Annotated in this window: 18 protein-coding genes and 1 pseudogene; 14 read left to right on the top strand and 5 right to left on the bottom strand. The window is 58.7% G+C overall.

The window, feature by feature from the left end; genetic code table 11:
* The first annotated feature begins 387 nt into the window (after window positions 1-387).
* Together AAF739_13710 and AAF739_13715 are read left to right on the top strand one after the other, a co-directional pair.
* Complete coding sequence (locus AAF739_13710) at window positions 388-3,003, top strand: Rne/Rng family ribonuclease (GenBank protein ID MEM6383725.1); 2,616 nt, start codon at window positions 388-390, stop codon at window positions 3,001-3,003.
* A gap of 91 nt (window positions 3,004-3,094) precedes the next feature.
* Window positions 3,095-3,517, top strand: coding sequence for an NUDIX domain-containing protein (locus tag AAF739_13715; protein ID MEM6383726.1), 423 nt, complete (start codon window positions 3,095-3,097; stop codon window positions 3,515-3,517).
* Here AAF739_13715 and AAF739_13720 read toward each other — a convergent pair.
* Window positions 3,514-4,689, bottom strand: a complete 1,176-nt coding sequence (locus AAF739_13720) for an aminotransferase class I/II-fold pyridoxal phosphate-dependent enzyme (GenBank protein ID MEM6383727.1) — start codon at window positions 4,687-4,689, stop codon at window positions 3,514-3,516. The genes AAF739_13715 and AAF739_13720 overlap by 4 nt on opposite strands.
* 394 nt (window positions 4,690-5,083) lie before the next feature.
* Between AAF739_13720 and AAF739_13725 the strand changes: the two genes are divergently transcribed.
* The 6 genes from AAF739_13725 (at window position 5,084) to aat (ending at window position 10,472) form a co-directional block, all read left to right on the top strand.
* Window positions 5,084-6,424: a M48 family metalloprotease gene (locus tag AAF739_13725; GenBank protein MEM6383728.1), complete on the top strand. Its 1,341-nt coding sequence runs from the start codon at window positions 5,084-5,086 to the stop codon at window positions 6,422-6,424.
* Window positions 6,425-6,458: 34 nt separating this feature from the next.
* Entirely contained in the window at window positions 6,459-7,346 is an 888-nt protein-coding gene (locus AAF739_13730) for a DsbA family protein (GenBank protein ID MEM6383729.1), read from the top strand.
* A gap of 57 nt (window positions 7,347-7,403) precedes the next feature.
* Window positions 7,404-7,841: a type II 3-dehydroquinate dehydratase gene (gene aroQ, locus AAF739_13735; protein ID MEM6383730.1), complete on the top strand. Its 438-nt coding sequence runs from the start codon at window positions 7,404-7,406 to the stop codon at window positions 7,839-7,841.
* A 92-nt stretch (window positions 7,842-7,933) separates the two neighbouring features.
* Window positions 7,934-8,419: an acetyl-CoA carboxylase biotin carboxyl carrier protein gene (accB, locus tag AAF739_13740; GenBank protein MEM6383731.1), complete on the top strand. Its 486-nt coding sequence runs from the start codon at window positions 7,934-7,936 to the stop codon at window positions 8,417-8,419.
* 10 nt (window positions 8,420-8,429) lie between these two features.
* On the top strand, window positions 8,430-9,788 hold the full coding sequence (gene accC / locus AAF739_13745; GenBank protein ID MEM6383732.1) for an acetyl-CoA carboxylase biotin carboxylase subunit: 1,359 nt from the start codon (window positions 8,430-8,432) through the stop codon (window positions 9,786-9,788).
* A 27-nt stretch (window positions 9,789-9,815) separates the two neighbouring features.
* The gene (gene aat / locus AAF739_13750; protein MEM6383733.1) at window positions 9,816-10,472 is read left to right on the top strand and encodes a leucyl/phenylalanyl-tRNA--protein transferase; all 657 of its coding nucleotides are present in this window, start codon (window positions 9,816-9,818) and stop codon (window positions 10,470-10,472) included.
* On the opposite strand, the pseudogene AAF739_13755 reads toward aat, so the two are convergent.
* A pseudogene (locus AAF739_13755) lies at window positions 10,448-10,756 on the bottom strand (DUF2155 domain-containing protein). The gene aat and the pseudogene AAF739_13755 sit on opposite strands and share 25 nt — an antisense overlap.
* Before the next feature lie 236 nt (window positions 10,757-10,992).
* Window positions 10,993-11,388, bottom strand: coding sequence for an NADH:ubiquinone oxidoreductase subunit NDUFA12 (locus AAF739_13760; protein MEM6383734.1), 396 nt, complete (start codon window positions 11,386-11,388; stop codon window positions 10,993-10,995).
* Window positions 11,389-12,016: 628 nt separating this feature from the next.
* Here AAF739_13760 and AAF739_13765 point away from each other — a divergent pair.
* The 3 genes from AAF739_13765 (at window position 12,017) to AAF739_13775 (ending at window position 18,128) form a co-directional block, all read left to right on the top strand.
* On the top strand, window positions 12,017-15,709 hold the full coding sequence (locus AAF739_13765; protein ID MEM6383735.1) for a vitamin B12-dependent ribonucleotide reductase: 3,693 nt from the start codon (window positions 12,017-12,019) through the stop codon (window positions 15,707-15,709).
* Window positions 15,710-15,816: 107 nt separating this feature from the next.
* Window positions 15,817-17,073: a cytochrome P450 gene (locus AAF739_13770; protein MEM6383736.1), complete on the top strand. Its 1,257-nt coding sequence runs from the start codon at window positions 15,817-15,819 to the stop codon at window positions 17,071-17,073.
* Window positions 17,070-18,128, top strand: coding sequence for a dipeptidase (locus tag AAF739_13775; protein ID MEM6383737.1), 1,059 nt, complete (start codon window positions 17,070-17,072; stop codon window positions 18,126-18,128). Before AAF739_13770 ends, AAF739_13775 begins: the two co-directional genes overlap by 4 nt.
* 8 nt (window positions 18,129-18,136) lie before the next feature.
* Here AAF739_13775 and AAF739_13780 read toward each other — a convergent pair whose 3' ends face one another.
* Window positions 18,137-19,099: a ChaN family lipoprotein gene (locus AAF739_13780; protein ID MEM6383738.1), complete on the bottom strand. Its 963-nt coding sequence runs from the start codon at window positions 19,097-19,099 to the stop codon at window positions 18,137-18,139.
* 114 nt (window positions 19,100-19,213) lie between these two features.
* On the opposite strand from AAF739_13780, the gene ispH reads away from it, so the two are divergent.
* From ispH to rnhA, 3 genes are read left to right on the top strand one after another with little or no spacing between them, the layout of a single operon-like run.
* Window positions 19,214-20,218, top strand: a complete 1,005-nt coding sequence (gene ispH / locus AAF739_13785) for a 4-hydroxy-3-methylbut-2-enyl diphosphate reductase (GenBank protein MEM6383739.1) — start codon at window positions 19,214-19,216, stop codon at window positions 20,216-20,218.
* Between the two features lie 21 nt (window positions 20,219-20,239).
* Complete coding sequence (locus AAF739_13790) at window positions 20,240-21,208, top strand: homoserine kinase (protein MEM6383740.1); 969 nt, start codon at window positions 20,240-20,242, stop codon at window positions 21,206-21,208.
* A 1-nt stretch (window position 21,209) separates the two neighbouring features.
* Entirely contained in the window at window positions 21,210-21,677 is a 468-nt protein-coding gene (rnhA, locus tag AAF739_13795; GenBank protein ID MEM6383741.1) for a ribonuclease HI, read from the top strand.
* Here rnhA and argC read toward each other — a convergent pair.
* On the bottom strand, window positions 21,666-22,718 hold the full coding sequence (gene argC / locus AAF739_13800; GenBank protein ID MEM6383742.1) for an N-acetyl-gamma-glutamyl-phosphate reductase: 1,053 nt from the start codon (window positions 22,716-22,718) through the stop codon (window positions 21,666-21,668). The two genes, rnhA and argC, sit on opposite strands and share 12 nt — an antisense overlap.
* Window positions 22,719-22,777 lie beyond the last annotated feature (59 nt).

Below are 22,777 nucleotides of genomic sequence, written 5' to 3' on the forward strand. Positions count from 1 at the left end.
GCGAACCATTGGTAGGCGGATGCAACACACGAAAACGGGCTCGCGCCCAAACGATTTGCGGCAAGGTTTAATAGGGAACCTTTGCCGCCTGAATAACCGGACTTTGAATGGCGGATTTCCGCGCGACAGCCGGCCAAAATGTGAATGGCCCATATCGGCGAGAGGGTAGCGCGCAGCCGCATGCCGTCTCCGGCATCGTGCGGTACACGTTGCGTAGCAGCCACGACTTCACCGGCAATCTCACTTGTGCCCAGTTCGCTTGGGGAATGCGACAGCATCGCGCCCAGGCGACCACGGCACTTTTCCACATGTCACCCATCAAGCGTCCCGGCGGAAGCGGCTTCAAAGACGCCGCACCGCCCCGGCGGCGCAAGGATTATCCATCTCATGTCATCGAAAATGCTTATCGATGCCACCCACCGGGAAGAAACCCGTGTGGTGGTCAAACGCGCCAATCGTGTTGAGGAATTTGATTTTGAAACCCAGGCGAAGAAACAGCTTCGCGGGAACATTTATCTAGCCAAAGTCACGCGGGTCGAACCGTCGCTGCAAGCGGCGTTTGTCGACTATGGCGGCAATCGGCACGGCTTCCTCGCTTTCTCCGAAATTCATCCCGACTACTACCAAATACCCCAGGCCGACCGCGACGCGTTGCTCGAGTATGAGCGCCAGCAGCAAGCCGAGGACGAGGATGCGTCAACAGCTTTTTCAGAGATAGAAGAGCCTGAGATCGATGCTTCGCCCGCAGACGAAGGCGGCGCAGACGAACCCGCCGATGACAACGATCACGACGATACAGAAGATCTGGCCGAGGCTGCCGCAGACGAGCAAGACGCAGCGGAGGAAGGCGCAGCAGAGGAAAACGCGACTGAGACAGGTACAGATGAACCCGCTGACGACACCGTCATCGAACTGAAAGCCGATGGGATCGACGATATTGAGTTGACCTCCTCGGACGACATCGCGGATCAAGCCGCCGAGAGCGTCGACGATGCGGGTTCCGATGATGTGCTTGAAGAAGTGCGTCCGCGTCGCCGTAACACGCGCCGCAACTATAAAATTCAGGAAGTGATCAAGCGGCGGCAGATCATCTTGGTCCAGGTCGTCAAAGAAGAACGCGGCAACAAAGGCGCTGCGCTAACGACCTATCTTTCGCTTGCAGGACGCTATGCGGTCCTGATGCCCAACACGCCGCGGGGCGGCGGCATCTCGCGCAAGATTACGTCTGCATCGGATCGCAAGCGCCTGAAAGAGGTCGTCAGCGATCTCGACGTGCCGGACGGGATGGGCGTCATTCTGAGAACGGCAGGAGCGAACCGCACCAAGACCGAGATCAAACGCGACTTTGAGTACATGATGCGGCTTTGGGAAACCGTACGCGACCTGACTTTGAAGTCAGCAGCCCCGATGCTGGTGTACGAGGAAGGCAGCCTCATCAAGCGGTCAATCCGCGATCTGTATTCGCGCGATATCGATAGCGTGCTGGTCGCTGGCGAAGACGGCTACCGCGAAGCCAAAGACTTCATGCGCATGCTGATGCCCAGCCACGCCAAGAACGTACAAGCTTATCGTGAACCCACGCCGTTGTTCACCGCCCATGGTGTTGAGGAAGCGCTCGATACGATGTTCGAGCCGACCGTTCGGCTAAAATCAGGCGGTTACTTGGTCATCAATCAGACCGAAGCGCTGGTCGCGATCGACGTCAATTCGGGCAAGTCCACGCGCGAGCACAATATTGAAGACACCGCCGTCCAAACCAATCTCGAAGCTGCCGACGAAATCGCGCGGCAATTAAGGCTGCGCGACCTCGCCGGCCTCATCGTTTGCGACTTCATCGATATGGAGGAGAAGCGCAACAACAGAGCGGTCGAAAAGCGCATGAAAGATGCGCTCAAGGCAGACCGGGCGCGCATCCAGGTTGGCCGCATCTCGCATTTCGGCCTGCTTGAGATGTCTCGGCAACGCATTCGCACATCGCTGCTTGAAAGCACCATGGAGCCCTGCCCTGATTGCGGCGGCACGGGTTTCATCCGCACGCCGTCCTTTGTTGCTTTGCAGGTCTTGCGTCAGGCTGAGTCCCAACTTCTGAAGCATACTGCGCACCATGCGCAGGTAAGCCTGCGCTCGGAAATTGCCGTGTATGTTCTCAATGAAAAGAGAGACATGCTGGCGGATCTTGAAGCGCGCTATGGCCGGCGGGTCCATTTCTCGATTGACCCCAGCCTCGCAGCTGATGCGTTCACCGTCTCGCGCGGCGAAGCAGCCGACCCGCGCGACATCAAGGCGATCCCAACCGCGGCCGTCCAGCCAATGAGTGTGGACTATGATGATCAGGAAGCTGACGCCGCCGCAGAAGCTGCTGAAGCCGCACAACTGGCAGAGGAAGTGGAAGGAAGCGACGACGCAAATACCGGCGAAAACGGAGATGGCCGCCGCAAACGCAGGCGTCGCAGACGTCGTCGCAATGAGGATACCGAAGCCGAAACGACGGAAGTCGCCGACGCAGCAGGGGACCCGGAAGGCGCGACCGAAAGCGTGGACGCAGAAAGCGCTGACACCGACGAAGAGGCGGAACCCAAACGTAAGCGCCGTTCGCGCCGTGGTGGTCGCCGCCGTCGCGGGGGTCGTGGTGCCCAAAGTGCAAATGGTGAGACCGCTGGCGAAGCCGATGACGACGTCCAGGCTAGTGAGGAACTGGTCGGGGACGCTGCCTCAGCCGCACAGGTTGAAGACAGCTTGGCAGACGCAGAGCCGAGCGAAGGCGATGCGGTCGAGATCACACTAGCTGACAAGACAGACAGTGCGGCTGAGGAAGTCGCCGCCGAGGACGCTGGTAACGCGCAGACAAACGGATCGGCCGTGGCGGAAACGCAACCAGCCGAAAAAGAACCAGAGCCAGAGCCAGCTCCCGAACGGCAGCCTGAGCCTGTGCTTGAAAGCTCGCAACCAGAGGATGAGGGACCGAAGCGCAAAGGATGGTGGCAGCGCCGATCCTTCTTCTGATAGGCTCGACCTTCGCGTTCGTGTTTGACGTAACCGTTCCACTTGTTTCACCGTGAACGCGCTACCCGCCAATACTGGCCCGAGAGTCGCAGTGCGCGCCCTTATCGTCCAAGACGGTCGGCTGCTGCTCGTGAACGCGTACCGCGAAGGCGATTCTGACCTTTGGTGTGCGCCCGGCGGCGGCGTTGAGCTTCACGGATCACTGCACGACAATCTGATGCGAGAGGTCCATGAAGAAACGGGGCTGACGGTTCACGTTGGCGATCTGGCAGGGGTGAACGAGTTTCACGATCCTGCCGGCTCATTCCATCAGGTTGAGATCTTCTTCCATGCGCGCATTGCGGCGGGCGCACTGGATCCTGCGTGGCGTGATCTTGACCAAATCGTCTCCAAACGCCACTTTTTCTCGCCAGAGGAGATGCGCGCCGTTCGATACAAGCCGGACGCACTTGCGCGCATGGCATTCGATGTCGGTACCGCGCGCTACGATCCGCTTGAACGGATTGTCCGCTAGAGCCGCGCTTCCAACCAGTCCGCAAGCATCAAGGCCGCCGGTTCGATTTGCTCGTGCGGCCCCGCATAGGAAAGGCGGACAGCGGACGCCCCAAAACGCGGGTCGAAATCAACTCCGGGCGTAATCGCGATACCGGTCTCGCTGAGAAGCGCATGGCATAGCTCGATTGACGTTTCACCGGAGCGTAGGAAGCGCTCGATCGGCCAATACAGGTAGAAAGCCCCATCGGCTGGAGGATTACCGCGGATGTGCAGGCGTTCCTGAACCTTCATGAGGGTTGCACGATTGCGCGCATAACCGGCCTTTATGCGCTCATAGTCAGCCGTCATCTCAAACGCGACTTCCGCAGCATGTTGAGCGAGCGTTGGCGGGCAGATGAACAGGTTCTGGGCAAGGGCTTCAGCTGGACGAACCAGCCGTTCGGGCAACACCATCCATCCGATCCGCCAGCCGGTCATGCAGAAGTATTTGCTGAATGAGTTGATGACGATCGCATCGGGATCGAACTCGAGGGCGCAGTGCTCCTCACCTTCGAAAACAAGCCCGTGATAGATTTCGTCAGAAAGGAACCAGATACCAGCATCTCGACAGGTTTGCGCAAGTGCTCGCAGCGCATTGGCGGGCATTACGGTTCCGGTCGGGTTGTTCGGTGAGGCAATCAGAATCGCTTTGATCGGTGTTTTTTCATGCTGCGCCGTCAGTGCCTCAGGGGTGACCACCCAGCCGGTTTCGGCCGACAAATCAATTTCGACAGGCTCTAAGCCTAAGGCTTGAACAATGTTGCGGTAGGCGGGGTAGCCTGGACGCGGCAAGGCAATCCGATCACCTGGCTCGCAGAGCAGAAGAAACGCCAGTGAAAAGCCGGCCGATGAGCCCGTGGTGACCATGACCCGCTGCGGATCAAGATCCATGGAGAACCGCTCACGATAGAAACGCGCGATGCGCGCACGCAGGTCGGCGCGGCCCGACGCTTCAGTGTACCCCAGAGGTGCCCTTTGCAGCCTTTCAACTGCTGCCTGCTGCACGGCCTCCGGCGGAGCAACGCCCGGTTGGCCAAGTTCGAGGTGGAACGTCGGCAAGCCCTTGGCTTCGCGTGCGTTTGCAGCTGCTAGAATATCCATCGCCAAGAACGGCTCCACCCGACGCGAGCGAGCGACGGCGCGGACACTCATATGCCGGTGTTGGCGGTGCGGGTTGGGATGGGTACGAGACAAGGTGACATCCTGGTGACGTGCGCAAGTGATTGGCACAGGCGGGCTCCGGAAGATGGGTTTGAATGGCTGACCTATACAGGCTTTGCAACCGGTATGACGAAGCGGGCGACGTGCGTTCGCAGAGCGGCGCGAGATTGACGCGGTCGAGGTGGATGTTAGCTTTGGACGATCATTGGGAGGAACAATGCCGCTTTGTGCCTAATTACGGCCACTCGGCGGTCACAAAACGCTACGCATGACACAGACTTATCGCGCATCCTGCCATTCCCCTGCATCGGCTCTACGGTCAACGACCGGCCCCAGCCCACGGGTTTCAATCGCGCATCGCTTGGGCGCGGCTTGCGCGAGGGCGGTGATCTTCTCACTCGTCATGGCGCTATCGTTGACCTCGGTCTGGGTCAGCCGCGCCGATGCGCAGGTTCGGATCTCTGTGCTCCGCGACGCTGAAGTGGAAGCCCTGATCAACAGCTATATGAGGCCAATTCTCAGGGCAGCGAACCTGGGCGGAGGATCGACCCAAGTTGTCATTGTCAACGATCGTGACTTCAATGCGTTTGTGGCTGATAGCCGCCGTATCTTTATCAATGTCGGCGCTATCATGCAGGCCGATACGCCGAACGAGATCATCGGCGTGCTGGCGCACGAAACCGGCCACTTGGCCGGCGCGCACCTCTCACGGCTACGCCAACAGGTGGCGAGAGCACAACTGATTTCCGCGGCGTCTATGATCGCTGGCGCGATAGCGGCCGGCGCGGCAGTTGCATCTGGCGACGGCCAAGCCGCGCGTGCAGCTCAAGGCGCAGCCTTGGGTGGCAGTGAGCTCGCCAACCGAACGCTTCTGGCCTATCAGCGTGAGGAAGAATTGGCGGCGGACCGGGCAGCGATCTCTTACCTGAATGCGACCGGGCAGTCTGGCGAAGGTATGCTCCGGGTGTTTGAGCGCTTCGCCGACCAAACCATGTTCACTGGACGCTTCGTCGATCCGTATATCCGCTCGCATCCGATGGCGCGGGATCGGATCTCTCAAATCGAGCGATTGGTGCAGCGCAGCCCGCACTTCGGTCGGCGAGACGCCCCCGAATTACAGCAACGCCACGATCTCGCCGTTGCTCGGCTGACGGCAATGATCGATGGTCCGCGTACAGTCGCACGACGCTATCCGAACTCCGATCGGTCCTTGGCGGCACGGTACGCGCGCGCCATCGTTACCGGGCAGACAAGGCCAGCCAACGAGGCGGTCCGGGAGTTTGACCAGCTGATCCGCGAACAACCCAGCAACCCATTTTTCTGGGAGCAACGCGGCACCGTTCAATTTGAATCGGGCAATCCCAGAGAAGCGGCCCAAAGCTGGGCGCGGGCTTTGGAGCTTGCGCCTGACAATCCGATCTTACGGGTCTATTACGGTGCCGCGCTAGCCGAGACGGGCGACAGCGGTCTGCTTGGCAACGCGATTGCGCAGCTCGAAAGAGGCCTGGGTGCTGATCCAGGCCTTGCCTTCGGCTTCCGCTTCCTCGGCCAGGCTTATGCGCGCCAAGGCAACACAGCGATGGCCCAACTGGCATCGGGATTGGAGGCCTTTGCTCGCGGTGACATCGAGGGCGCAAAGGGGTTCGCACGTCGAGCCCAGCAGGGGCTGAGCCGCGGCTCGTCGGGCTGGTTACGGGCGCAGGATATCATAGCCTATGATCCATAATGATGACGTTTGACCAGCCGGCCAAGGAGTGCGTATGCGAGCTGTGATCGCTATTTGCGCCGTGGCTGCGGTCGTTGTGCCCGTCGCCGTTGCGACCGGTATACTTATTACCGCATCTGATCCACGCGAACCCAGCGCGCCGGTGGCGGATGCTCCTTCCAACCAGACCAGCGAGCCGCCAATCGCTTTGCTGGACGAGCCCAGCGCATTGGCGTCGCTGGCGGCGGCTGATCCCCAGGCCGCGATGGCGCTGGTCCGCAACGCCCTTCTAGCAGACCCTTCCATTCTTGAGGAAGCGATCAACGCCCTTGAGGCGTTTCGTTTCGCTGAGGCCGAAGCCCGCAGTTCAGAGCTGATAGCGGAAAGCGCTGAAGCGCTTCTGTCGACACAGCATGCGAGTGTTCTGGGCAATCCAGACGGTACCGTCACGCTGGTCGAGTTTCTCGATTACAATTGCGGCTTCTGCAAAAGGGCGCATGCAGACGTCCTGGCCCTGATCGAAAGCGAACCCAACCTGCGGGTCCTTGTGAAGGACTTTCCTGTGTTGGGACCAGGCTCGCTTGAAGCAGCGCGCGTCGCAATCGCCTTCCGCCAGAGTGGCGGCGATATGCTTGCTTTCATCGACACGATGATGGCGCAGACAGATCGCCGAGCCGACGCAACCCTTGCAACCGAGGTCGCCCTTTCACTGGGTGCCGATCAGGGGGAGCTGGAAACGCTCGCCACAGATGACGCCATATTGGAGGGCATCAGCGCATCCTATGGGCTTGCGGAGCTTCTTGGTATCACTGGCACGCCTGCGTTTGTTGTGGGCAACGAACTGATCATGGGAGCCGTCGGTTTCGAGCGGCTGGCAATGGCGATCCAAACAGCGCAAGCTTCGCTGGGTACAGAACCGCTTATCGAAGACGGTTCAAATTGATCGGTAACGGGCTGAGGCTCGCCAACGCCTGACCCGATCGACGAATTAGGGTCAGCCATGGCAACCATCACCATACTCAACGGTCCAAACCTCAACCTGCTTGGACAGCGTGAACCGGACGTTTACGGCCATCAATCGCTGGACGACATCGAAGCCATGTGCCGCGATCACGCAGCGGCGCTCGATATGGAGGTCGATTTTCGCCAATCCAACCATGAAGGTGTCCTGATTGACTGGGTCCATGAGGCGCGGCGCGTTGCCGATGGCTTGATCTGCAATTTTGGCGGACTGAGCCACACCTCTATATCGCTTCATGACGCACTAAGGGCACTCGAAATTCCGATCATCGAGGTTCATCTGAGCAATATTCACGCACGCGAAGCGTTTCGTGAGCACAGTCTGACTGCCCAAGCGTCGACCGGAGCAATCCTGGGACTGGGCGCGGAAGGCTATCGCTTGGCACTTACAGCAATGGCTGAGTTGGTGGACGGCTAGCGAGCAAGTCGCTATACCCCGCCAGCTGTCAGCTTCACCGCACTGGTGGGTGGCCTTCGTTCTGATTTTCAACAAGCAGTTTGTTCGTTCCCATGTCGAAATCCAAAGCCACGCTCGATCCCGATTTTATCCGTCAGCTCGCATTACTTCTCAATGAGACGGATTTGACGGAAATTGAGGTTGAGCAGGATTCGATGCGGGTGCGTATCGCCCGCACGCCGGCTCCTATCGCGCAGACCACCCATGTGGCTGCACCGATTGCACCACCGGCAGCTCCGTCTGCGCCAGCGCCCGCAGCCGGAACCAGCGCCAACGATCAACCAGCGGCAGGGCAGAGCGCTGATGGCGAAGCGGTGCGGTCACCGATGGTTGGCACCGCCTACTTGTCTCCAGAGCCGGGGGCTGACGCCTACATCAAAGTTGGCGATGAGGTCCGCGAGGGGCAGACCTTGCTCATCGTCGAAGCAATGAAAACCATGAATCAGATAGAGGCGCCGCGCGCGGGCGTCATTGAGGACATTCTGGTCAACGACAAGCAGCCCGTCGAATTCGGCGAGCCTCTCGTCGTGATCCGGTGAGGCTACGGCCATGTTCAAAAAAGTTCTGATTGCAAACCGCGGCGAGATCGCGCTTCGTGTGCTGCGCGCCTGCAAGGAAATGGGAATCGGTACTGTGGCGGTTCACTCCACAGCCGACGCCAACGCCATGCACGTTCGTTTGGCCGACGAAAGCGTTTGTATCGGGCCACCGGCGGCCGCCGAGAGCTACCTGAATATCCCGCAGATTTTGGCGGCGTGTGAAATCACCGAAGCAGACGCAGTGCATCCGGGCTACGGCTTTCTTTCGGAAAACGCGCGCTTCTCGGAGATCCTGGCCGCGCACAATGTCACTTTCATTGGGCCGACGGCTGAGCACATTGACACCATGGGCGATAAGATTGCGGCGAAAGAGACCGCAAAACGCCTTGGAATACCGGTGGTTCCTGGCTCCGAAGGGGCCATTCATTCGGTTGCTGACGCAAAGAAGCTCGCCGATGACATGGGCTACCCCGTGCTCGTCAAGGCGGCAGCTGGCGGTGGTGGTCGCGGCATGAAGGTTGCGCGCACGGCTGACGACCTTGCGAACGCGGTTGAAACAGCGCGAGCGGAGGCACGCGCCGCCTTCGGTGACGATGCGCTTTATCTAGAGAAGTACCTCGGCAATCCTCGACATATTGAGGTGCAGGTTTTTGGCGATGGAAAGGGTGCGGGTATCCATCTGGGCGAGCGCGATTGTTCGCTGCAGCGCAGGCACCAAAAGGTCTGGGAAGAAGCGCTTTCACCGGCGATCACTGCCGAGCAACGCGCGGAAATTGGCGGCATCGCGGCCGATGCCATCGCAGCGCTCGGCTATTCTGGTGCGGGAACCATCGAGTTTCTTTACGAGGACGGACAGTTCTACTTCATCGAAATGAACACGCGTCTGCAGGTTGAACACCCGATAACAGAGGCCATCACGGGGCTGGATCTGGTCGCCGAACAGTTGCGGGTTGCCGCCGGGCATGGGCTATCGATCAGCCAGGATGAGGTGTCCTTCTCCGGCCACGCCATCGAATGCCGGATCAACGCCGAGCACCCCGAAACCTTTCGACCCTCACCTGGACTTATTGAGGCGTTCCATCCTTCCGGCGGGTTGGGCGTCCGTGTGGATTCAGCGGTCTATGCTGGCTACAAAATCCCGCCCCACTACGACAGTCTGATTGGGAAACTCATTGTTCATGGTGACACCCGGGAATTGGCGCTCAATCGGCTGTCTCGGGCCTTGGATGAGTTCGTCATATCCGGAATTGAGTCGACCATCCCTCTGTTCCGACAACTCGTCCACGAAGACGATATTCGGAACGGGAACTATTCCATCCACTGGTTGGAGCGTTGGCTTGCGGAGAACGCGGAATCATCGCAGGGCTGAATTAGCGCCTTTCATCAAGCACCAACGATGCCTAACCCGATAACGGCAGACTTGCTTCTGGAAGCTTACGAGGTTGGCTTCTTTCCAATGTCGGAAGATGCGGACGACCCAAACCTGTTTTGGGTTAACCCGCCGATGCGCGGTATTCTTCCGCTCGATAGCTTTCATGTTCCGCGTCGGCTCGCCCGCACGGTCAGAAGTGATCTGTTTGAAGTGCGGGTGGATCATGATTTTGACGGCGTCATTTCTGGCTGTGGCGATGCTGCGCCGGGACGTTCCTCCACGTGGATCAATGCAGATATCCGCCGTCTCTATCGCGAACTGTTTGATCGCGGCCTCTGCCATACGGTTGAATGCCGCTATGACGGCGTTCTGGTTGGCGGGCTCTACGGGGTCGCGATCGGCGCTGCTTTCTTCGGCGAGAGCATGTTTTCCAAACGCCGAGACGCCTCAAAAGTGGCGCTGGTTCACCTTGTAGGACGTTTGATTGCAGGCGGTTTCACGTTACTCGACACGCAATTTATCACCGATCATCTGAAGCAATTCGGGGCGACTGAAATCCCAGCAATGGAGTATCGAGGACTGCTCGCGCGAGCGACGGCGCAAACTGCAGATTTCTTGCACTGGCCCTCTCAAGGGGTTGCAGGCGCAGAATCACTGCAGCCAATCAACCAGACATCGTAGACCGGGTGATCGATCGCGTTCAGTCCGGGGCTTTCCGCAAGCATCCAACCCGTGAAAATCCGCCTGATCCGGCGGTCGAGGGTCAGCTCATCCACCTCAAGAAACACGGTGGTTTTTTCTTGCTCCGATGGCGGCCGATCATAGCAGACCCGCGGCGTCAGCTGTAGGGCGCCAAATTGCACAGTCTCATCCACCAGCACATAAAACGAGTGAAGTTCACCGGTGATTTTGTCGAGGCCGGAAAACAGCGCAACTGGGCGTTCGTTGCGTAACACTGGCGCAGCGGTTTGCGCCCTCGAACCGATTGCGCCAACGGCAATTACGAGCAACGCGCTGGCGAGGCCAGCGCTGATCCATCGAAGCATGGTATGCGTGTTCCTCCACTTACGCGGCAAAGCCAGACTACCGCGCGTTTTCCAACGCCATCTTTGTGTTGATTCGGCGGTAGCTGAACAGCTCTGCTGGCTGTGTTGGGGCCGAAAAGCGCCAGATTCGCCATGCTGGCCGGTGGCCCGGTGTTTTAGTCGCCTGGGGACCAAGCTTCATAATCGCCTGTAGCCGCCGGGCGCTTAGCTGGCGTGAGTATGGAGCCATCTGGCCGGTACGCTCCGGGCGTTCCGGTCAAGTTTGGTTGATGCGGCCTCTCCCAGTCTTTCGGCGAATAGCCATCCTCGGTTGGTGGCGTGTCTGTCTTCTTGTGCATCCAACCGTGCCAGCCGGGAGAGATTTTTGATGCGTCTGCTTCACCCTTGTAGATTACCCAACGGCGCTCACCGTGCGGTGGGACATCAGCTCTGTAATAGACATTACCAAGCTCATCCTCGCCTACGCGCTGCCCTTTGCGAGCGGTAAACCACATGGTCCCGAACGTTTGATCCTGCCACCAGGTAAAGAAGCGGAGCAAAAACTGTTTCATGATTGTGCCTTGTATGGAGCGGTGCACGAAGCACACAAACTTGTGCGAAATTTGCGACAGACTGTCCAGCTTCGTCAGGGTTCTCACCCCTTCGTAGTTTCACGAATATCTACGTAAAACACCGAATGACGTTGCGGCTGCTTGGGGTTGCTTCGCCGGTTCAGTACTCAGCCGCGCTCCGACGCACTATCCACACTGATAGCGGGGAAAACCCCCCGCTCTTTTTTTACCGCCGTACGGTGGTTGACGGACGCATGCGAGTCGGGCCTCTTACACGCCGTTACGGTTTCGCCCGCCCGTCGTGGGCGAGTTTCAAGTCATGCGCTGTCAGGGTATCGCAGAAAAATGTCCGCACTGGGCCTTTTTGTGCGCAGGGTATTTTGCGCGTGAGTTTCACAAGATATGGTGTTAATTATTCGTTTACACACTACATCTAGCGTGCTTGAAGGTCAGGCCGACCTGCGTGGTGGCACGCTCCGACTCGATGTTTCGAAGTGGAGCCAGATTGCTCAACGTTTTCCGGCCACTTTGCCAGCGAAAGCTTTCGCTACGGAACTTTGTGACTGGTTTTAGAGAAGAATAATCGGCGCATACGCGCCACTTTTGGGGCTGAAGGAGCTTTTCGACGATGCGTGTTGCGCGGCATTTCACCAAACCTGATCAGACAGCTTATGCAGACCTTACGTTCCGCTCTGCGAACAGTGAGATTCGCAATCCCGACGGGTCAATTGTCTTTCAGCTGACTGATATTCAGGTTCCTGAGCAGTGGAGCCAGGTGGCGTGCGACATCATCGCCCAAAAGTACTTCCGAAAAGCCGGGGTGCCGGCGCGCCTGAAGAAGGTGGAAGAGAATTCTGTGCCGTCATGGCTTTGGCGTTCGGTTGCCGATGAGAAAGCGCTCGCCGAGCTTCCTGAAGATGAGCGCTACGGTCCGGAGAAAGATGCGAGGCAGGTTTTTGACCGGCTTGCAGGCACCTGGACCTATTGGGGCTGGAAGGGCGGCTACTTTGATGGCGAAGATGATGCCCTCGCCTTCCGCGACGAGCTGGCGTTCATGTTGGCGACGCAGCGCGTGGCGCCGAACTCTCCACAGTGGTTCAACACCGGATTGCATTGGGCCTATGGCATCGATGGCCCGGGTCAGGGACATTATTACGTAGACCCCGAAACCGGCGAGCTGACCAAGTCGCAATCCGCTTACGAACATCCGCAGCCGCACGCTTGCTTTATCCAGGGCGTCGGCGACGATTTGGTGAACGAGGGCGGCATCATGGACCTGTGGGTTCGCGAGGCACGGCTGTTCAAATATGGCTCGGGAACCGGATCAAACTTTTCCATGCTGCGCGGCGAAGGTGAGCGGCTCTCGGGCGGCGGCAAGTCGTCTGGCCTTATGAGCTTCCTGCGCATTGGCGACCGTGCGGCCGGCGCAATCAAATCCGGCGGCACAACCCGGCGCGCCGCCAAGATGGTTGTGGTGGATGTCGATCACCCCGACATCGAGACCTACATCGATTGGAAAGTGAAGGAAGAGCAGAAAGTCGCCGCTCTCGTCACCGGCTCAAAGATCGTCAAAAAGCACCTGACGGCCATCATGAAGGCTTGCGTTAACTGCGAAGGCGAAGGCGGTGACTGCTTCGAGGTCACCAAAAACCCGGCGCTAAAGCGTGAGGTTCGCGCCGCCAAGAAGGCACTGGTGCCCGAAAACTACATTCACCGTGTCATCCAATTCGCACGCCAAGGCTACACTGAGCTGGCGTTTGAAACTTACGATACCGACTGGGATTCAGAAGCTTACGGTACCGTCTCGGGCCAGAACTCCAACAACTCTGTTTCCATCACCGACGACTTCCTGCGGTCTGTAGAGAACGATGGCGATTGGGATCTGGTCGAGCGCACAACGGGCAAAGTCTCAAAGACGGTGAAGTCCCGCGATCTATGGGAAAAAATCGGCCACGCCGCCTGGGCGTCGGCTGATCCGGGTCTGCACTTCAACACGACCATGAATGACTGGCACACCTCGCCGGCGGCGGGTCGTATCCGCGCGTCCAATCCGTGTTCGGAATACATGTTTCTCGACGATACAGCCTGTAATCTGGCGTCGCTAAACCTGCTGCAGTTCAATGGTACCGGCCCCGAAGGCGAGAAAAACGTTTTCGATATCGAAGCGTATGAGCATGCCGTCCGCCTCTGGACGATGGTTCTCGAAATCTCGGTGGCGATGGCGCAGTTTCCATCGAAGCGAATCGCCGAGCTATCCTACGAATACCGGACGCTGGGCCTCGGCTATGCCAATATTGGCGGGCTGCTGATGACGTCTGGTATCGCCTATGACAGCGACGAAGCGCGAGCCATCTGCGGGTCGCTGACGGCAATCATGACCGGCGTGGCTTACGCGACCAGTGCGGAGATGGCGCGCGAGCTCGGACCGTTTCCGGGCTATGCTGCCAATGGACCGAATATGCTTCGCGTGATGCGCAACCATCGCAACGCGGCACTGGGCCTGAGCAGCGGCTATGAGGGGTTGAGCGTCGACCCTGTTCCGCTCGATCATGAAAACTGTCCCGACCAGCGGCTCATTGCCCATGCCATCCAGGCATGGGATCAAGCGGTAAACCTGGGCGAACAATATGGCTACAGAAACGCGCAAGCGACCGTGATCGCTCCCACAGGCACAATCGGCCTCGTGATGGATTGTGACACCACCGGCATCGAGCCCGATTTCGCATTGGTGAAGTTCAAGAAGCTAGCTGGGGGCGGCTACTTTAAGATCATCAACCGCGCGGTTCCTGAAGCGCTGCGCGCGCTTGGCTATTCCGAAGCAGAAATCGGGGAGATTGAAGCCTATGCGGTCGGCCACGCTTCACTGGCCCAGGCACCTGGGGTTAATCATGGCTCTTTGAAAGCGCGCGGCTTTTCCGACGATGCGATCAAGAAGGTTGAAGGCGCCCTCGCCTCAGCGTTTGATATTAAATTCGTCTTCAATCGCTGGACGCTTGGAGATGATATCGCCATTGATGAGTTGGGTTTCACGGACGAGCAGCTGAACGATCCGTCGTTCGAAATGCTCGCGGCGCTCGGCTTCGATGCTGACGAAATCGCAATGGCCAACGAGCACGTTTGCGGAACAATGACACTTGAAGGCGCACCGCACCTCAAGGAAGAGGACTATGCTGTCTTTGATTGCGCCAATCCATGCGGAAAGAAGGGCGAACGCTATCTGTCCGTCGAGAGCCACATCCATATGATGGCGGCGGCTCAGCCCTTTATTTCCGGCGCGATTTCCAAGACGATCAATATGCCGAATTCGGCGAGCGTCGAGGACTGCAAGAACGCTTACATGATGTCATGGAAGCTGGCGCTCAAGGCGAACGCTCTGTATCGCGATGGGTCAAAGCTGTCCCAGCCGCTCAACGCGCAGCTTCTTGCCGACAATGACGATGATGAAGATGCCGACGATGTCGCTGAGGCAATCATTGCGGCACCACAGGCTATGCGCGCGCAAGCGGTGGCGGAAAAGATCGTTGAGCGGATCATCGAAAAAGAGGTTCGCGTTCGCGAAAAGATGCCCGATCGGCGCAAAGGCTATACGCAGAAAGCACGCGTTGGTGGCCACAAGGTTTATCTGACCACGGGAGAATATGAAGACGGGCGTATCGGCGAGATTTTCATCGACATGCACAAGGAAGGGGCCGCCTTCCGGGCGATGATGAACAACTTCGCCATCGCCATTTCCCTTGGCCTGCAATATGGCGTGCCGCTTGAAGAGTATGTCGATGCGTTCACCTTCACGCGCTTTGAACCAGCGGGCATGGTGCAAGGTAATGAGACGATCAAAAATGCGACGTCCATTCTCGACTATATTTTCCGTGAGTTGGCCGTGTCCTACCTTGGCCGCTACGATCTTGCGCATGTTACGCCAGACGATCACGGTGCGACGACGCTTGGTAAGGGCGAAGATGCTGAAAAACCGTCCGCGAATTCAATCGTTTCGGCAGGACTGGTCCGCGGTAAGGTCGCAGAGCGTTTGCAGGTCGTTGGTGGCTCGACCGTCGCGGAAGCTCCAACGAGTGGCGGGGTGACGGCCTCGCTTTCGTCTGCGGCAGTGGCATCGAATGTCGCGATGCATTTAGGCGCAGAACCGGCGGTCGTCGCGTCTGCACCCGCCATTCGCCATGAACCGTCGGTAGCTGAACAACGCTCGATCGCTCGCATGAAGGGCTATGAGGGTGAAAGCTGCTCAGAGTGCGGCAACTTCACAATGGTTCGCAATGGTACGTGCCTGAAGTGCGATACCTGCGGCTCCACAAGCGGCTGTTCGTAGTTGGCTGCTCTGTGAGTGCGGCGTCGTCGCAACGATGAACATGTAAGGCCCGGCCGGTTATCAGGTCGGGCCTTTTTCTACGCACACGGCGAGCCTACTTACTCAATATGCGCGCGCACTCCCAGCCCATCGATGAAACGGCTAGCTTCAGGCAAAATCCGCGCGAGCGTGCGTTCTTCGATGATCCTTACGGGACTTACGCCAAATTGCATGCTGAAGCGTCCGACGAAGGCCCCATTTTATTTTGGCAGGACTATGGCCACTGGGTTTTCGGCGGCCTTGAAACCGTAAACGCCCTGTTCCGTGACAAGCGGCTGGGACGACAAATTCTCCATCGCATCCCAAGAGAAGAGCTTGGTTGGCCACCGCGGCCTCCACATCTGGCGGCATTTGACGCGGCCGAAGCACACTCGCTCCTTGAGCTCGAGCCACCCGATCACACCCGCCTGCGCGGCCTCATCAACCGCGCCTTTGTCTCGCGGCAGATCGAACAGCTGATCCCATCAATCGAAGAACGGGCTCAGAGCCTGCTGCGCTCCTTCGCACCTGATCACCCCGTCGATCTCATTTCACAGTTCGCCGAACCTCTCGCCGTTTCAACGATTGCGGACATGCTTGGGATCGACCAAAAACACGGACCACGCTTGCTCGCCTGGTCCCACGCGATGGTGAAGATGTATATGCCGGGACGAACCTCGTTTGACGAAACGGCTGCCAACACGGCTGCAAATGCGTTCTCCCAATGGGTCCGAGCGATTGTCCGAACGCGCCGGAAGGCGCCCGGAACCGACCTGCTGAGCCAACTTGTCCATATTGAAGACTCAACGGACCGTTTGTCGGAGGACGAGGTGGTGTCCACCGTGATCCTACTTCTGAACGCCGGGCATGAAGCCACGGTCCACGCAATGGGAAACGGGCTGCGCATTCTTCTGGATACCGGACGGGAGCGGCGCGCGGCCTGGCTGCAAGATGCCGACGCACTTGTTGAGGAGGTCCTGCGTTACGCGCCGCCACTACACATGTTCACGCGGTACGTGCTTGAAGACTGCGAGCTGTTCGGCCACCCCTTCAAAGCCGGAGACGTTGTTGGGCTCCATTTGGGCATGGCCAACCATGACCCACGCGCGATGGCAAACCCGCAACAGTTCGATCCTAGCCGGGTACCCGTCAAACAAGTCGCGTTTGGAGCCGGTATCCATTTTTGTATCGGCCACGCGTTGGCAAGATTGGAACTGGCTCGTGTCCTGCCGCTCATTTTTGACTTTGCTCCGGCTATCGAGGTGTGTGGTCGTCTGATCACCAAGGACGCCTACCATTTCCATGGCCTCGAAGCCTTGCCGGTCCGGCTCGAACCTGTCGCATGACGCCGATCCCGGTCTTTGATGGGCACAACGATTTGCTCGCGCGCCTGCATATTGCGGGCGGAGTGGAAGTGGCAGGAAGTTTCTCAACCGGTCGGGCGCGCGGCCATATCGATGCTCAGAAGATGCAATCCGGCACTATGGTGGGCGGACTATTTGCCCTTTGGGTGCCCGGTTCCGCAGGCCCTAGCGATCGTGCAGAGCGCGCGATGCGGCAAGCGGGATACGACGTTCCGCTTCCACCACCGGTGGACCGGATGACCGCAGCGCACGTCGTGAAGGACCAATTGGCGATTTTGCGCGCCATCGAGACTGGCGGTGGTTGCACTGTATGTGTGACCGTCGATCAAATCGAAAAGGCCATACAGGAGGGAATTCCTGCGGCGGTCATTCATCTGGAAGGGGCGGAAGCCATTGGCCCCGAATTCGATCAATTGGATGATCTGGTTGCGTCCGGTTTGCGGTCACTCGGCCCGGTCTGGAGCCGGCCAACGATCTTTGGCCACGGCGTTCCATTCCGGTTTCCGGCAACGCCGGATATCGGCCCGGGACTGACCGATGACGGCAAGCGGCTCGTAAAGCGCTGCACGGAACTGAAGATACTGGTTGATGTCGCCCATCTGAACGAAGCCGGTTTCTGGGACGTGGCCGCGCTGATCCAACAGCCAATTGTTGCAACCCATTCTAACGTTCATGCGCTGTGCCCGCACGCCCGCAACCTGACCGACTGCCAACTCGACGCCATTACAGAGAGCGACGGGCTCGTCGGTCTCAATTTCGCGACAGCCTTCCTGCGCGAGGATGGCCGGATGCGGTCAGACACCCCAATCGACATCATGGTCGATCATCTGGCCTATCTGGTTGACCGGATGGGAGAGACGCGCGTCGCATTAGGCTCTGATTTTGACGGGGCGGTCGTGCCCCGAGAAATCGGTTCAGCGGCCGGATTACAGAAACTCGTTGAAGCGATGCGCCATCGCGGCTTCGACGAGCCGCTCATTGAGAACATTTGCTGGAAAAACTGGTTAAGAGTTCTGCGCGCGATCTGGGGCGCTTAGCGTCACCACTAGTTGAGGCCCATCGCCTCCCTCATCTGATCACAGCGATCTGCTTCCGACACATCCGACTGGCCTGCGATGACAACAACATCGAAACGGCCTTCCAAGCCAAGACCTGTAAGACCCTGGCCCCCGGTCAACGTGGACCATTCGTCTGCTGTGTACGCTGCAATGCGCAGCATGGTAGGCGGTCGGTCGGTGCGCTCAAGTAGGTAAGGAATGGCCGCGTCCGCGCGCACATGCGCGCGAGCACCGATGTACAGAGTGGAGGAACCGCGCCCACGCCCCGCGATAAGCCGTCCCGCCATGATTCGCTCACGTTCCATCTGGTCCAGGGCAATCCGCCGCGCCATTTGCTCATCCACCGTTTCGCAGCGCGCATTGATGATATCGGGAACCAGAAGGGGAATGATGTCCTCGGTCTGCAGCCCATAGGTCGGAGCAACTTCGAGAAGCGCATCCGCTGACAAACTACCTATTGCACCAAATGCCGGGCGGTCCGTCCCCACTATGTGCGCTCGTACCGCGCCAGCCGTCTCGATCAGTGGCCGGTAAACCGCAAAATCTGCCCAGCCTAGATCACCCCATCCCACACGCTCTGCAAAGCTGTCGGGGTCCGACAGGCTCGTGCGCCGCCACTCATCGAGGTTTGACTGAAAATTTGCCGGAACGTGCTCCATAGCAAGCACCGGTGGGCGTCCCTGCCCTTTCTGCTCGAGGATGCAGCGCGCAAGTTCAACATGCTCAGCGGTACCATGGCGCTCGCCGACAAAAACCAATTGCGTCTGCCGCGCTTCGCCCAGCAACCGCTGGATCGTGGAGGGCGTACCAGTGCGCAGGTCGATAACGCGTTCGAAGCGACAGCTCTGGTCAGTTCCGCCTTCGGTCGACTGCGCAACGCTTTCGCCGTGCGGGCTTGCCACAAAAGCGGCGATGGCCAGGCAGAAAACAGGAGCAGACAACAAACGCATGGCGTATCCTTCTTTTCGAACTTGAATGGTGCAGTTTCGCGCAACAGATATGTAGTGCAGCTTGGCGTCAACGCTATGGTTGAAAGCTCTCAACCCTTCGCCTAGGAAGCGGACATGGACGTGGTGAGCGATCTCAAACCGAAACTCACGCTTAAGGTGTGTGGACCACGGGGCTTCTGTGCCGGGGTTGATCGCGCCATTCAGATGGTCGTGATGGCACTAAAAGCCTACGGCGCACCTGTCTATGTTCGGCACGAGATCGTCCATAACCGGTACGTGGTTGATGGCCTGCGTGATAAGGGCGCAGTCTTTGTCAAAGAGCTCAACGAGATTCCGACGGGGACCCAAGCGCCAGTGATCTTTTCAGCCCATGGCGTTCCCAAATCCGTGCCCGAGAACGCCCAGGCGTTGAACCTTATGTACTTCGACGCAACCTGCCCGCTCGTCTCCAAGGTACATAAACAGGCTGCACGGCATATGCGGCTAGGCAGACAGGTGGTCTTGATCGGCCACGAAGGGCATCCAGAAGTCATCGGTACAATGGGGCAATTACCATCGGGCGCGGTCGATTTGATTGAGACGCCCGAAGATGTCGCCCGCTACGAGCCACCAGACCCAGCTCAACTTGGCTATGTCACACAAACCACCTTGTCCGTAGACGACACCATGGAAGTCATAGTGGCGCTGAAAAAGAAGTTCCCCGAGATCGAGGACCCAGCGGGTGAATCGATCTGTTACGCGACCACAAACCGCCAAGAGGCCGTCAAGGCGGCAGCGCCGGGGACCGATCTGTTCCTGATTGTGGGTGCGCCCAACTCGTCCAACTCCAAGCGGCTTGTTGAGGTGGCCGAACGAGCTGGCGCCACGAAAGGGCTTCTCATAGCTGGGGCCGACGATATCCCGCTTGACGGGCTGAAACACGGCGCGGTCGTTTCACTCTCGGCAGGGGCTTCCGCGCCGGAGATCCTCGTTAACGCCGTCATTGATCGCTTAAAGCAAGACTTTGACACATCAGTTGATCTTGTTGTCACAGCTGAGGAAAATGAGCTTTTCCCGGTCGCAAAAAACCTGCGTGATGTTGTCTTGACCGCCGATGATATGCGTTTCGTGAACGGCTGACGGACGCATTCTGGACTTCTGATGGCCGTTTACACCGATGTCAGCGATGCCGACCTTGAAGCGTTTCTGAACGATTACGACCTCGGTGTCGTCCTCGCGTTTAAGGGCATTGCGGAAGGCGTCGAGAATTCCAACTTCCTTCTGCGCACCGAGGCCGGCAGCTTTATTCTCACCTTGTTTGAGAAACGAGTTAACGCCGCCGATCTGCCATTCTTCCTCGGTGTCATGGACCATCTGTCAGCGCGCGATATCACCTGCCCGAGCCCGATTGCGCGGCGCGATGGCGCTGTCCTTGGCGAGTTGTGCGGCCGGCCTGCTACCATCATCTCGTTTCTTGATGGCGTGGCCGTACGGCGACCAAAAGCTGACCACTGCCGGAAACTCGGTGAAACGTTGGCGCAGATGCACGCGGCGACCGCTGATTTCGCAATGAGACGCGAAAACACGCTTTCACTGGATGGTTGGATGCAACTCTACGACTTGATCCCAAAGCGTGCCGATGAGGCCTTTCCGGGGTTTCGAACCCGAATGGGGCGTGAACTGGAGCGCATGCAAACACGCTGGCCAAACGACCTACCGTCAGGCGTCATTCATGCGGATCTGTTCACCGACAACGTCTTCTTTCTTGGGAATGAGCTATCCGGCATCATCGATTTCTACTTCGCCTGCAACGATGCCTTCGCCTACGATCTTGTGATCTGCCTGAACGCGTGGTGCTTTGAGCCAGACCTCGCCTTTAACGTCACGAAGGCTCGAGCGCTGGTTGCCGGTTATCAGAGCGTGCGACGCCTTGAGCGGAATGAAGTGGAAGCCTTACCCCTGCTCGCCCGCGGTGCGTCCATACGTTTTCTTGTGACGCGCCTTTATGACTGGCTGACGGTACCCGAGGGCGCGCTTGTTGTGCCCAAAGATCCGCGGGAGTACGCGACCAAGCTCGCCTTTCATCAGGGCGTGGGTGATGCCCGCTTCTACGGGCTGGACTTTGACTGAGATGACGCAAACGCCAGTGGAGATTTGGACCGATGGCGCCTGCTCGGGCAATCCGGGGCCAGGCGGTTGGGGCGCTATTCTGACGTTCAAGGGTCATGAAAAGGAGTTGAAGGGCGGCGCTGAAGAGACAACCAACAACCGCATGGAGCTAAAGGCAGCTATTGAGGCACTGAACGCGCTGTCCCGACCGTCAACGGTGGAGCTGCATACAGACTCTGTCTACGTGAAAGACGGCATCACCCAATGGCTTCCCGGCTGGAAGGCGCGCGGCTGGAAAACCGCCGCCAAGAAGCCCGTCAAGAACCGCGATCTGTGGGAAGCGCTCGATGCTGCGCTTCAAAGGCACTCGGTATCGTGGCACTGGGTGAAAGGCCATGCCGGCAACCCCATGAACGAGCGCGCCGACGAGCTGGCCCGTGCAGGTATGCAGCCCTTCAAACCCTCGCCACCCAAGGGTTCAGGGGAATAGCGCGACCTGCTCCAGCGCCAGAGTCTCGTCCAATCCGAACGCCAGATTGAGGTTCTGCAACGCCTGGCCCGCAGACCCCTTCACCAGATTGTCGAGAGCAGCAACGATAATCACACGGCCGGGCAAACGGTCGGCGAAGACCCCAAGGTGGACCATGTTTGAGCCGCGTACATTCTGCGTTTTCGGAATACCGCCTTCCGGGAGCACATGCACAAACGGCTCCTCAGCGTACCGGCGCATCAGCGTGGTGCGGACATCTTGCGCAGACTTACCGGGCGCGAGGCGCACATGACAGGTAAGCAGTTCGCCACGCACCATAGGCACCAAATGCGGCGTGAAACCTACGGTGATTGGCTCGCCCGCGATCTTGGAGAGTTCCTGTTCGATCTCGGGCATGTGGCGATGATGACCAACCCCATAAGGTGATGTCCCCTCGCCCGCTTCAGAGAAGAGCATTCCCTGTTTCAACCCCCGCCCCGCACCGGATATACCGGTTTTGGCATCGATGATGATATCGTCGCCGGAGATGTCACCTTCCCCCAACGGCGGCAGAAGCGCGGTTAGTGCAGCGGTTGGGAAGCAGCCTGGGCATGCGATGATCTTGGCCGCACGAATGGCATCGCGGTTGTGTTCTGTCAGCCCGTAAGCTGCCTGCGGTTGCAGGTCCGGGGCAGCATGTTCGAGACCGTACCAAGTGGCATAGGTCTCCGGGTCACGCAGGCGAAAATCAGCCGACATATCGACCACGACGCATTCGGGGTTTGCGGCACGGATGGCCTGCGTGGTTGCCTGTGTTGTGCCGTGCGGAAGCGCGCAAATCACGCAGTCGATATCCGTCCAGTTGAGCTGTTCGATGCGCACAAGGTCAGGAAGGCCCATTCCCTGAAGATGCTCGAAGACAGCGCCGATGGGTTTGCCCGCATGCGCGTTCGCCGTGAGGGCGACCAACTCAATGTTCGGATGGCGAAGCGCCAGACGAATCGCGTCAGCACCTGTGTAACCTGAGGCCCCCAGAATGGCGGTTTTTATGCGCTTGCTCATGGTGCTTACCCAATCACGGACAACAAAAAAGCGGGGTGCCAACACACCCCGCTTTCAAA

The sequence above is a fragment of the Pseudomonadota bacterium genome (genome assembly GCA_039024915.1).
Classification (GTDB): domain Bacteria; phylum Pseudomonadota; class Alphaproteobacteria; order Rhizobiales; family MH13; genus MH13.

Bases quoted from the DNA above. Each gene is read 5' to 3' on its own strand.
- AAF739_13710 (MEM6383725.1), top strand. From the start codon at position 388: ATGTCATCGAAAATGCTTATCGATGCCACCCACCGGGAAGAAACCCGT.
- AAF739_13720 (MEM6383727.1), bottom strand. From the start codon at position 4,689: ATGAGTGTCCGCGCCGTCGCTCGCTCGCGTCGGGTGGAGCCGTTCTTG.
- AAF739_13730 (MEM6383729.1), top strand. From the start codon at position 6,459: ATGCGAGCTGTGATCGCTATTTGCGCCGTGGCTGCGGTCGTTGTGCCC.
- aroQ (MEM6383730.1), top strand. From the start codon at position 7,404: ATGGCAACCATCACCATACTCAACGGTCCAAACCTCAACCTGCTTGGA.
- accB (MEM6383731.1), top strand. From the start codon at position 7,934: ATGTCGAAATCCAAAGCCACGCTCGATCCCGATTTTATCCGTCAGCTC.
- accC (MEM6383732.1), top strand. From the start codon at position 8,430: ATGTTCAAAAAAGTTCTGATTGCAAACCGCGGCGAGATCGCGCTTCGT.
- aat (MEM6383733.1), top strand. From the start codon at position 9,816: ATGCCTAACCCGATAACGGCAGACTTGCTTCTGGAAGCTTACGAGGTT.
- AAF739_13760 (MEM6383734.1), bottom strand. From the start codon at position 11,388: ATGAAACAGTTTTTGCTCCGCTTCTTTACCTGGTGGCAGGATCAAACG.
- AAF739_13765 (MEM6383735.1), top strand. From the start codon at position 12,017: ATGCGTGTTGCGCGGCATTTCACCAAACCTGATCAGACAGCTTATGCA.
- AAF739_13770 (MEM6383736.1), top strand. From the start codon at position 15,817: ATGCGCGCGCACTCCCAGCCCATCGATGAAACGGCTAGCTTCAGGCAA.
- AAF739_13775 (MEM6383737.1), top strand. From the start codon at position 17,070: ATGACGCCGATCCCGGTCTTTGATGGGCACAACGATTTGCTCGCGCGC.
- AAF739_13780 (MEM6383738.1), bottom strand. From the start codon at position 19,099: ATGCGTTTGTTGTCTGCTCCTGTTTTCTGCCTGGCCATCGCCGCTTTT.
- ispH (MEM6383739.1), top strand. From the start codon at position 19,214: ATGGACGTGGTGAGCGATCTCAAACCGAAACTCACGCTTAAGGTGTGT.
- AAF739_13790 (MEM6383740.1), top strand. From the start codon at position 20,240: ATGGCCGTTTACACCGATGTCAGCGATGCCGACCTTGAAGCGTTTCTG.
- rnhA (MEM6383741.1), top strand. From the start codon at position 21,210: ATGACGCAAACGCCAGTGGAGATTTGGACCGATGGCGCCTGCTCGGGC.
- argC (MEM6383742.1), bottom strand. From the start codon at position 22,718: ATGAGCAAGCGCATAAAAACCGCCATTCTGGGGGCCTCAGGTTACACA.